The organism is Sphingomonas sp. CCH10-B3, from assembly GCF_001556185.1.
Lineage (GTDB): Bacteria > Pseudomonadota > Alphaproteobacteria > Sphingomonadales > Sphingomonadaceae > Sphingomonas > Sphingomonas aquatica.
On sequence record NZ_LSIJ01000021.1, the window covers coordinates 115,304 to 126,520 of the forward strand.

Sequence of the window (11,217 nt, forward strand, 5' to 3'; positions counted from 1 at the left end):
CCATTTTTTCGAAATCTTGCTGTCCGCTGCGCGTTTCACCGACGCCGCGTCACGCTCACCATCAATGCGAGAAGCGCAGATTGCGGCGATAGCGTCCCGGCGAGATACCCATCGCCTTGGTGAAGGCGCTGGTAAAGTGCGACTGGTTGGCAAAGCCGCACGCGGCGGCAACGTGGGTCATGTCGAGATCGCCCGCCGCAAGCAGCTTGCAGCTATAGGCAATGCGGCGCTCGGACACATAATGGTACGGCGTCGATCCCGTTGCGCGCTTGAATACCCGCGAAAAATGGAAGACTGACAGACCCGTCAGCGCCGCGAGATCGCCAAGCCGGATATTCCTGTCGAGATTGGCTTCGATATAATCGTCGACGCGGCGCAGCTTCCAGGCAGGCAGATAGATCCGCTCGGCTTCATACGTCAGCCTTTCATGATTAACCTGGACGAGAATCGAGGCAATGGCGCGGGTCAGCCCCTCTATCATCATCGCCGAGACAAAACCTGGTGCGGCAATCTCGGCTTCCAGCATCTGGATCAATCGGGACAGCCGATCATCATCGATGAACAGCTTGGGGATCAGGCCGCCGTGGTACTCGTCGGCGAGCACCCGCTCGAGATACCTGTGCGGGAACATCAAATTGGTCGATCGCGCGGCCGCAGTAAATTGGATCGATGTATCGATATCGCGGGGGATGAAGGTCGCCCGCAACCTGCGATGCGGTTCCATCACGAAGGGCGAGCCAGCAACCTTTCCGCAGGCGGGATTGCCCGTCCCCGGCGACAAAAACAAAAGGTCGGGCTCCCCGGTCCCCCGCACCGCTTCGGTGAGCGTACCGGCATTGCCGTTGCCAATCATGCGATACATCAGGATGTCAGTGTCGCGGTGTTGAAAGGGATCGATGACGGTTTCGCGCCCGTAACGAACGGCATCGATCGGATCATAACCCGTCTGCGCGCGATAGGCTGTCATCTGCGGTCCTGACATTTCGACCCTCCCGACATTTGGCGTGCTTTTGCGTGCCATTTCAGTTGCAGATTACCTTATCACAATGCGTGAGTTCGTAACGGTGCCGTGGTCATTTCGCCGCAAGATTGCGAAAATGGCGCGGCGTCGGACGGCGGACGTTAGTGCCCGCCGCGCTGCATTACCTGTGCTGCAAACCGCTCCATTTCCTCGGCCTGCGGGCTCATCTGGAGCAGCAGCAGGTCGAGCCCCGCGTCCTCATATGCCTCGATCCGCTCGCGCAACTGCTCGGGCGTGCCCACCAGATTGGGGCGCAAGCCGCGGTTGGAGACCGAATATTCGTGGATCTTCATCTCGCGCTCGAGCTGCGTCCCCGACAGCCACTGGTCGAAGTTGTCGTATCCGGCCGGCAGCTCGCTCACTTCGGTGATCCGCGCGAGTTCGCGCTGCGCCTCGGCCTCGCTGTCGCGGACGATCGCATAGGCGGCCATGCCATATTGCATCGGCGGCTTGCCAACGGCCTCGCGGCGCGCGGCCATGTCGGCGATCTTCGGCGCAATACTTTCGACCGGATCGCCGTGCATGACATAGGCATCGCACTGGTTCGCGATCAGCGTCTTGGCCGCCTCGCTCTCGCCGCCGGCATAGATGGTCGGATGCTTGACCGGCTTGGGGCTGCAGATCGCCTTGTCGGCGCTGTAGAATTTGCCCTGGAAATCGAATTCCTCTTCCGACCACAGTCCCTCGACCATCTGCAGCCATTCGCCGGTGCGCGCGTAGCGGTCGTCGTGCTGGTCGAACTGCAGGCCATAGCGCTTGGCTTCATCGGCCCACCACGACGACACAACGTTGAGCGCGAGCCGCCCGCCTGAAATCTGGTCGATATTTGCTGCTGCCTTCGCGAACAGCGCGGGCTGGTGGAAATTGGGGCGCACCGCGACCATCAATTCGAGCGTCTCGGTCACCGCCGCCAGCGCCGCCGCCGTCGACCAGGCGTCGAGCGTCGGCGCGCCGACGCCCTTGATGTCGTTCATGTTGAGCTCGGCGATCAACGAAAGGTCATAACCGAGCGCCTCGGAGCGTTGCGCGAGCCGCTTGGTATAGGCCCAGCTCGCCTCCATCCCCTCATCGGGCACATTGCGCAGCCAACCACCAAAGACGGGCATCCAGTAACCGTAACGCATCACTTACCTCGCTCGATTTCGGCGACCAGATAGTCGACGAGCGTTTCATGCGGGTCCCAGCCCAGCACGTCGAGCGGCTTGGCCACGAAGTTGGACAGCGCATTGATGTCATAAAAGCGCGGCGTGCCGTCGCGATCATCAATCATTACTTCGACCCCGCCGACATCAAGGCCCGCCGCCACCGCGATCCGCTCGGCTGCGTCGACCAGTGCAGGTGCCGGCTCGACGCGTGTCATCGTGATCGGCTTGCCGTCGGCGACACAGGCATCGGCGGGGCAAAGATCGAACGCGCCGCCGCCCGCGACATCGATCGCGTAAAGAAATTTGCCGTTGAGCGTTTCGATGCGGGTAATCTTGCCGTCGCGGGCAGGCACATATTCCTGCACCAGCAGCACCCCGTCGATGCTGCTCGGCAGGAACTTGTCGGCAACCGCAACCGCCAGCTCGGCGGGCGTGTCATAGCGCATGATGCCCGCGCCCGATCCGCCGACATTGGCTTTCACGACCAGCGGATAGCGCAGCTCGGCGGCGGCCGCGATGATATCGACCGGGCGGTGGACCACGCGCGTCGACGGCACTGCGAGCCCGAGCCGGGTCATCAGCGCCAGCTGCCGCGCCTTGTTGGCATCGACCGCGAGCACATCGACGCCGTTGATGACGCGCGCGCCCTGCCCCGCCCAATGCGCAAACAGCGCATGGGCATAATAGATGGCATGATCGGGCGAGCGCAGGAAACTCGACATGGCGAGCCGGCTGAAGATCACCCGCGCCGGCGGCGGCGAACCGGCAGGATCAAAGCGGTGCCCCTCGATCCCGATGCGGACATAATCGACCCCGCGGGCATCCAGCGTTGCAAACAGCGAGGCGAACCAGGCCGGATGTTCATAGAAAATCGCGAGATCGTGCATGGTTTCCAGTTCGATGACGGCGGGCTTGGCCGCGCTTGCTCCAATCCCGTGGCGCGGGATGTAGGCGCAAGTCTATGCGGCGCCACGCCCGCGCGCAATCATCGCACGCGGGCAAGACAGCGAGGCACCATCAGGCGATATTGGGATCGGGCAAGGGCGCGTCGATCGTGCACAACAGCCCTTCGGGCAGGAAGTCGAGCCGCACATCGCCCTGCAATTCGGTCGACAGGGCGCGCTCGATCATCATCGAGCCAAAACCCCGACGGTTCGGCGCGACCACTGGCGGGCCATCCGATTCCTGCCAGCGCAGATGCAGCCGATGGCGTGCGCCGCGTTCGATCGACCAGGTCAGCGCGACGCGCCCCGAATCGACCGACAGCGCCCCATATTTGGCGGCGTTGGTGCAAAGCTCATGCAGCGCCATCGCGATTGTCACTGCCGTCTTTGGCGCGAGCCGCAGCGACGGGCCGTTCATTGTGATCCGGTCAGCACCGTCGAGATGCGGCGCGCAGGCCTCGGCGGCCACCGCCGCCAGATCGGCTGACTCCCAGCTTTCGCGCGTCAGCAGCCCATGCGCCTTGCCGAGCGCGGCGAGCCGCTGGTCGAACGCGCGCCGTGCCTCAATCGCAATGCCTTCCTGTCGAAAGGTCTGGTAGGCAATGCCCTGGACGATCGCGAGCGTGTTCTTCACCCGGTGGTTGAGCTCGTCGATCATCAGCCGCAGGCGGCGCTGCGCATTGCTGTGGTCGGTGACGTCGCGGGTGACGCCGACCACGCCGACGATCACGCCATCGGCATCGCGCATCGGTGCTTTGGTGCCCTGAAAGATCCGGACTTCGCCGTCAGCATTGGTGAATTGCTCCTCCACCGGCATGGTCTCGCCACCGTCCATCACCGCGCGGTCATTGGCCATGATGGTGGCGGCTTCGGCCGGGTCATCGTGCCATTCGGCCTCGCTGCGACCGATCACTGCCTCGGCGGGTTTGCCGATGACGGCCAATGTCGCCGAATTGGCGTAAAGCATGCGGTGATCGCGGCCCTTGGCGAAGATCAGCTCGCCCGAACTCTCGCCGATTGCGCGCAGCAACCGCTCATTGTCGGCCAACGCCCGGTTGGCACGTGCCGATGCTCGCGCGGCAGCGGTACGTTCGGCAACGTCGGCGATCAGGCCAACTTCGATGTCGCTCCACGGGCGGGGCTGCGCCGCGACCACGAACATCAGGCTGCGCAGGGCATTGTCGCGCCACAGCGGCACAACGACGAACGCGCTGACGCCCGCAGCGACCAGGCCGGTGCGCACCGGCGCGACAATCCGTTCCTCATGCGCGACATCGCCGACGACCACGATCTTGCCGCTCCGCAACTCCTGGGTCAGCGCCGGTCCGAAATGAATGACGCGGTGGCGCCCGGCAACAGTCGGCCCGGCGGGGCTGTGCCATTCGTGCTTGATCGTAATCATGTCGGTGGCGAGGTCGGCATCAATGAAACCGACGCTGTCGACCCCCAATCGCTCGCCCAGCATCGCAGAGGCAATGGCGAGAACTGCGGCCGGATCGCGCGCGTCGCGCAGCGCATCGACCAACGCGACGACGAAGGCCTGACGCTGCTCGGCCTGTACGCGAGCGGTGGTCTCGGTGCAGATCACCAGCACCCCGCCGATGCCGCCGGGCGCCGTCTCATCGTCAATCGGGCTATAGCTATAGGTCCAATAGACTTCGTCCCGGCGACCGTGGCGCTGCATCGGGATCAGATGGTCCTGATGCCACGTCGCCCCCTGCCCGGCCATCACCTGCCGGATCTGGGGGCCGATCACCGGCCAGATATCGGCCCACGCCGCAGCGCCCGTTGCGCCCAGCATCGCGGGGTGCAATTCAGGGCCGAGCGAGGCGCTATAGCCGTCGTTATAGAGGCAGATGCTGTCCGGCCCCCAGAAGATGAACATCGGGTGATGGGTGTCGAGCATCAGCCGCACGACGAGGCGCAGGCTTTGCGGCCAACCGGCCGGCGGCCCGAGCGCGGTGGCGCTCCAGTCATGAGCGCGGATCAGCGCGCCGAGCGCGCCGCCGCCGCGCAAAAAAGCGGGCGTGTCCGACGAAGCCGCATCAGCTTGCTGCTTGAGTGGCAACGGGTCATGCGCAGTGTTGATCGTCACTCTGGTCCCCGGGAGCGGCAGCGCCGCGTAAGCCTAGCTGCTGCTCACCACGCTGTCATTAATCCGTATCAAGCTTGTACGATTGTGCCCGCCTTCAGCGCGACCACCCGATCGCAATAGGCGAGGGTTTCGGCGCGGTGGGCAATCACCAGCATCGCCGGGCGTATCGCCTGGACCCGCAGCGCCGTGAAAATGCGCGCCTCCGTTGCAATATCGACCGCGCTCGTTGCTTCGTCGAGGATTAGTAATTGCCCGCTGCGCAGCAACGCCCGCGCCAGCGCCAGCCGCTGCCGCTCGCCCCCCGACAGCAGTGCGCCGCGCTCCCCGACGATTGTCTCCAGCCCTTGCGGCAGGGCGCGCACCAGATCAGCAGCCGCGGCTTTCTCAAGCGCGGCCCATAGTGATGCCTCGTCGGCAGTGCGCGCGCCCCACAGCAGATTTTCTCGCACGCTCGCGTGGAAAAGATAGGGATCCTGCGCGGCATAGGCGATCCGCTCCCGCCATGCCGCCGCGGCATCGCCCGCAATCGTTCGCTTGCCGACCCGCACGACGCCCGCCTGCGGTGTCAGCAACCCGACCAGCACATCAGCAAGCGTCGATTTGCCCGCACCCGACGCGCCGGTAAGCCCCACCATTTCGCCCGGGTCTAGCGTCAGGCTCGCCCCGGCCAGCACGGGCGGCTGGGCGGAGACACCACTGCGCGCCGGGTGCGCGAAATATACCGCGTCGAGCACGACGGTCGCGCGCTCGGGGATTTCCGGCAACGGACCAGTCGCGGGCGATACGGGCACCAGCTCCTCGGCCACCTCAACAAGCTGCGCATAGGCCGGCAACGCGAAAAGCAGTTGCTGCAGCGATTGCTGGATTTGCGACACCGGCCCACCTAGCCGCGACAGCACCAGCATCAGCGCGCCGAGTTGCGGCAGCGGCGTTGCCAGCCACCCGCGCCCGACCAGCGCAATGATTGCCCCGACCGCCAAGGCGGCGCCCGAAATCATCAGCCGCGCGCTGTTCTGCTGGTAAGTATACTGAACCTGTTGTGCTCGCAGCGCCGACAACCCCGCTTCGAAGCGCTGGACGAAGCTCGGCTGCAAATTCTGGCTGGCGGCGACGCGCAACCCGCCCAGAAACCGCGTCGATGCCTCGGTCAGTTCGAGATTGGCGCGCACCGCCAGCGCGCCGATATCTTGTGTGCGACGCAACAGCAGCGCGAGGGCCGCGCCCACCAGCGCAATCAGGCCGAGCGCGATCGTCGCGAGTAGTGGCGCCAGCAGCAGCGCCACGATCGCGAACGCCACAAGCATCACCGATGCAACGACGATCTGGATCAGCATGTGCGTTGCCTGCGCGATCCGCGTCACATCGCCGCCCAGCGCCTGCACGATCCGGGCGTGTTGCATCGAAGCGACCTGCCCCCAGAGTGCCTGCGCGAGGCGAGTGACGACCAGCCGCCGCTGCTGTTCGGCAAATGCCATCGTCAGCAGCGCCAGACGCGTGTCGCGATGCCACGCCAGCAGCCCCCGCGCGACCCACAGCCCGCCGATCAGCGCAAGCAGCAGCACCAGTTGCGCAAAAGGCGTGGTGGCGCCGAGCGTCGCGAACAGTCGTGCGAGCGTTGGGCTCGCCACGACTTCTCCGGCGAGCAACGCCAGCAAGGGCGCAACCAGCGCGAGCGCGGCGCCTTCCGCCACCGACGTCATCACCGAAATCAGCGCAGCCACCGCGCCGTCGCGGCCGGCAAAGCCCACCGCGTCGCGCGCAAAACGCAGCGCCGATCCGGCCCTGCCCGCCATCACGCGCGCTTCATGGCTGGGGCACGAAGGCGCCGATTTCGGCAATGCCCGCCGCGATCGGATAGCCTGTGACCTTGACACCCGCCGCATCGAGCCAGGCATGTGCAACCAGCGCGCCCTTGTCGTCGCGACCAGCGCCATAATGCAGGACACTCGCCACCCCGCGCCGCGCCAGCATGGCGCGTGCGGCAACCGCCTGCTGCATGCACACGGCCTTGAACGGCATAACGGACGCAGTTGCGGTGACTGCCCAGCCGATCGCCTGCGCAGTCTCCACCGCCGCCGCGTCCAACGCTTCCGGCGGCGTCAGGCCGGGATCGCCGACCGGCAGCAACACGCCCCAGCGCGCCGCCAGCCGGGGAAAAGGCACCACCAGCAGCGCGATCCGCGCGACCAGCAGCGCGAAGGCCGCTTCGGCGACCAGCCGCTGACGCGCTCCGCCGACCGCGAGCAGCGTTCGTGCGCGGCGCCATAGTGATGCGCGCTTCATGACCGCCGAAGCTATGCCCGTGCCGCCTGTGCGTCCAGCAATGCCGCGATCAGCCATTGCTCTGGCTCGCCTTGCGCAGGAAATGCCCGACCGAGACGCCGCGCAGCAACGCCATTCGATAGTCGCGCGACACGGTATCGCTGCCCCATCCGTCAGTAGGCCAGTCGCGCTCGAGCGCCGTCAGGCGATTGAGATCGATCAGCTTGCCAGCAGGCGCGCACGCAGCGATCCGCGCCAGTTCGTCACGCAGCGACTCGCGCGCGGCATCGAACCCCAGATGCCAATCGGCCGCCTGCAGTCCCTTGCGCGGTTCGTCGAGCACAGCGGCGGGCAGCCGGTCGGCAAGCGCGCGACGCGGCAGGCTGCGAAACTGCCCGCCTGCGACATATTCGGCCATCGGCGCTGCCAGCATATAGTCCACCAGCCGCCGGTCGCTGGTCGGGTCGCGCTGATCGACGCCCCAACCGCCGATATAACCCTTGTAGTAATTGCCCGGATCATTGCGGCCGAGCACGAACAGTCGCATCGCAAAACCGTCATCCCACGGGCGGTACGACAGATCGAGCCCGCGCGACCTAGCCCGTTGGTCGAGTTTCAAGTCTCGGAACAACGTGCGGTCGATCGAACTGTGCGCGAGCGGATCATGATCGGGCAGCCACTTGCGCTGGCGGATCGCCTCGCCGATCGACGCTGGCAGGTAGGGCAGCAGCAGCCGCGGCAACAGTCCGCGCCAGCGCATCGATTTCCCCCGCACCAACGCAAGGCTCACCCGCGCGAGTTCGATCAACCGCCCTTCGCGCAACAGCTGCGGCAGATACTCCTGACCCGCGTAGCTGATCGACATATTGCCCGTTTCGCCGGTCAGCACGACGCCGATGCCGCGCCGCTTCGCATCTTCCAGAATGCCCAACAGCCACGGCGTGTTGCATCGATTGAGCATCGGCTGCTCGAACAGGAAAAAGTCGCGGTCGAGCGTCGCCAGCGGCGATGTCCGCCCGGTGCGGATCAGCACATGCTCGATATTGGGATAGAGCGCGGCAGTCCGCGCGGCGAGCGGACCTTCGTCGCCGAAACGCCCGCGATCGGCAATCGGCGCATGCTCGGGTTCGGGTACCGAGGTATAGGCCACGACCGATCCCGTCCCCGCGCGGAGCCGGGCCGCCGTCGCTGCCACCGCCGCACTGTCCCAGCCCGCGCTCAGATGCGCGCCGACGGCGTCCCCCGCCCCCCGCAAGCGCGCAGCGACCGCCTGATCGAGGTGGTGACGGACACCTTCGACGTAATCGCGCGGCGGTGCGGCACGGTCGGGGCGCGCGGGCTCCCAATAACGTCGCGCGGCAATTGCCGAGCGCGTAACCGACAGAATCGTCCCCGGCGGCACGCGCTCGATCCCTTGCCAGAAACTCGGTGTTTCGGCCGCCGGCAGCAGAACCAGGAAATCAGTGCTGGTCTCGAGATCGGGGGCATAGGGCACCTCGGGCAGCGCGTGCAGCCCTTTTGCCATCGACGCGACCGCAATCATGCCATTGCCGCGATGGAAATAGAGCGGCCGGTTGCCGCGATAGTCGCGCGCCAGCAGCAATGTCTGCGCAGTCGCATCCCAGCAGGCGAATGCGAAATCGCCGACCAGCCGGTCAACCGCACGCTCCCCCCAACGCACGAGGCAATCGAGCAGCAGCGCCGCGTCGCAGCGGTTGCCGATGCTGCCGATGGTCTGACCCAGCGCGACCGCCAATTCCTCGCGATTGTCGAGCCGGACATCGGCCACTAGCGTCAATCGGCCATCGGGCGTCTGCAACGGTTGGCGGTCGTATCGATCCTCGGGCAACATGCGGAACAGGCAGCGTCCCAGCGCGATCGGCCCCTCGGCCCAATCGCCGGTTGCGTGCGGGCCGTACAGTTTTAGCGCCGCGAGCATTCGCGCGAGATCGCGCGCAACATGACCCCGACCGTCGAACCGCCAAAGCCCCGCAATCGCGCTCACTGCCTGAAGCCACCCCTATGTGCGCGGCATCATTCAGCCCGCCGCCGCTGCAACCGCTTGGCGCGCGCGGCGCTTGCTGGCAAGGCCGCAGCGTCGGAGGGGATTGGTTTGGCCGAGTATTTCTACATCGTTGCCGGGTTGCGGGTGCAGAGCGATCTCGCGATGGCGGGGCTGCTGCCGATGGAGCCGTCCGCCCGCGTCGCCGCCGCAGCCGCGCCCGACGTTACCATCGCCCGCGCCGCCCTGCCGCCGACAGCGCCGAGTGCCGACCCGGCGAACGAAATGAACTTCGACATCGCCGGGCTGATGCGCATGTCGATGCGGCAGGGAACGACGATTCTGTACGATCCGCAGCCTGAGGCACCAGCGGACGACCTCGCGCTTTATCTGGGCGGCACCGGTTTTGGTACGCTGCTCCATCAGCGCGGGCTCGTGCTGCTGCATGCGAGCGCCGTGCGAATCGGTGATGCCGCGGTGCTGTTCTGCGGCCCGTCCGGCGCGGGCAAGTCGACGCTCGCGGCTGCGATGGTCGACGCCGGCCATGACCATATCGCTGACGATTTCTGCGCGATTGATTTTGCCCCCAACGGCATCCCGACCGTCGCGCCCGATGGCCGGCGCCACAAATTATGGGACAGCGCGATCGAAGGACTAGCCGCCGTCGATCGGCGTGGCGGGGCGGTCCGGTCCGATATGACCAAATATTACGTCGATCCACGCCGCGTCGTCACGACCCCGCTGCCGATCGCGGCAATCTTCGAACTCGCGATTGGCGAGGCGGTCGACATTCAGGCGATGGGTGGAGTCGATATCGTGCGTGCGATGCGCGACCACGCTTATCGCCCGCGCCTCGTTGCGCAAATGGCGCAGCATCGGCGCTATTTCGAAGCGGCTACTGCCACTGCCCAGCATTGTAAGGTCGCCCGGCTGACCCGCCCGATCAACTTCGTCAGCATGGCCGAGACGGTCGCGGCTGTACGGCGCCATATCGCTAACGACTGACGGAAACAGCGCTCGCGTTTAGGGAACCGACAAACCGGCGGACGCGCAGCCGAACCGGGCTTACGATGTGGTGAATTGACCGTCGGTCATGGTCGGCCGGGTGCCGAGTTGCGCGTCGGCAGCCACAATCTTGACGACTGCAGGCGCGAGCCAAACTGCACGCGTAGCGGATTCGCCATCGCGCACGATGCCACCGGCCAAAATCGGTTGTTCCGTCGGCGACATTAACAAAATCCCCATGTTTGTTGCGCGACACTTTTTGCGGTGAGCCGGATTTTTGTCAACCCGATTCGCCGTGTGATCAGCCTGCATGCTGAGCTCTGTACGCTAGGCGTACTCCGCTCTTTCAACGGACGCCAGAACTTCTTCATCGGCCCGTGCGCAGAGCCCATGATTACTGCTTTCATCGAACGATTGATGCCATTATTCCCACGGTCATGGCATCTTTTTCCATGCGACCCATCGGCAACCAGACCGTCCTTGCCCGCAGCGATGGCATGATTGACGCGCAGATCGCCGGCGAACTCGTCGGGCTCCATCTGGAAAGCGGCAATTGCTACGGCTTCAACGCCACCGCGACCCGGATCTGGGCAATCATCGAAACCCCGACGCGCTTCGGCGATCTCTGCGCTGCGCTGACCGCAGCCTTTGATGTCGACGATGAAACCTGCCGCCGCGATGTCGGTCAGCTGGTCGACGAATTGGTTCGCGAAGGCCTCGTCACGCTCGACCCGGCCTGACCG

Annotated in this window: 10 protein-coding genes; 2 read left to right on the forward strand and 8 right to left on the reverse strand. The window is 65.5% G+C overall.

Annotated elements, in window-relative coordinates:
* Positions 1-61: 61 nt before the first annotated feature.
* The 7 genes from AX672_RS05225 to AX672_RS05255 form a co-directional block, all read right to left on the reverse strand.
* On the reverse strand, positions 62-982 hold the full coding sequence (locus AX672_RS05225) for an AraC family transcriptional regulator (protein WP_202189242.1): 921 nt from the start codon (positions 980-982) through the stop codon (positions 62-64).
* Between the two features lie 140 nt (positions 983-1,122).
* Complete coding sequence (locus tag AX672_RS05230; RefSeq protein ID WP_066649292.1) at positions 1,123-2,145, reverse strand: LLM class flavin-dependent oxidoreductase; 1,023 nt, start codon at positions 2,143-2,145, stop codon at positions 1,123-1,125.
* Positions 2,145-3,053 carry an ATP-grasp domain-containing protein gene (locus tag AX672_RS05235; protein ID WP_066649295.1) on the reverse strand — a complete coding sequence of 303 codons (909 nt, stop codon included), beginning with the start codon at positions 3,051-3,053 and terminating at the stop codon, positions 2,145-2,147. Before AX672_RS05235 ends, AX672_RS05230 begins: the two co-directional genes overlap by 1 nt.
* A 130-nt stretch (positions 3,054-3,183) precedes the next feature.
* Positions 3,184-5,205: a PAS domain-containing protein gene (locus AX672_RS05240; RefSeq protein ID WP_066649298.1), complete on the reverse strand. Its 2,022-nt coding sequence runs from the start codon at positions 5,203-5,205 to the stop codon at positions 3,184-3,186.
* 68 nt (positions 5,206-5,273) lie between these two features.
* Complete coding sequence (locus AX672_RS05245; protein WP_066649300.1) at positions 5,274-6,998, reverse strand: ATP-binding cassette domain-containing protein; 1,725 nt, start codon at positions 6,996-6,998, stop codon at positions 5,274-5,276.
* Between the two features lie 10 nt (positions 6,999-7,008).
* Positions 7,009-7,545 carry a lasso peptide biosynthesis B2 protein gene (locus AX672_RS05250; RefSeq protein WP_066649303.1) on the reverse strand — a complete coding sequence of 179 codons (537 nt, stop codon included), beginning with the start codon at positions 7,543-7,545 and terminating at the stop codon, positions 7,009-7,011.
* Positions 7,538-9,472, reverse strand: coding sequence for an asparagine synthetase B family protein (locus tag AX672_RS05255; protein WP_066649306.1), 1,935 nt, complete (start codon positions 9,470-9,472; stop codon positions 7,538-7,540). The genes AX672_RS05250 and AX672_RS05255 overlap by 8 nt, the downstream gene beginning before the upstream one ends.
* Positions 9,473-9,580: 108 nt before the next feature.
* Between AX672_RS05255 and AX672_RS05260 the strand changes: the two genes are divergently transcribed.
* A complete protein-coding gene (locus AX672_RS05260; RefSeq protein ID WP_168727341.1) occupies positions 9,581-10,474 on the forward strand; it encodes an HPr kinase/phosphorylase in 894 nt (297 codons plus the stop codon).
* Positions 10,475-10,534: 60 nt separating this feature from the next.
* Here AX672_RS05260 and AX672_RS18515 read toward each other — a convergent pair whose 3' ends face one another.
* Entirely contained in the window at positions 10,535-10,786 is a 252-nt protein-coding gene (locus tag AX672_RS18515) for a hypothetical protein (RefSeq protein ID WP_168727342.1), read from the reverse strand.
* A 140-nt stretch (positions 10,787-10,926) separates the two neighbouring features.
* On the opposite strand from AX672_RS18515, the gene AX672_RS05265 reads away from it, so the two are divergent.
* Complete coding sequence (locus tag AX672_RS05265) at positions 10,927-11,214, forward strand: PqqD family protein (protein WP_066649312.1); 288 nt, start codon at positions 10,927-10,929, stop codon at positions 11,212-11,214.
* The last annotated feature ends 3 nt before the right edge of the window (positions 11,215-11,217 follow it).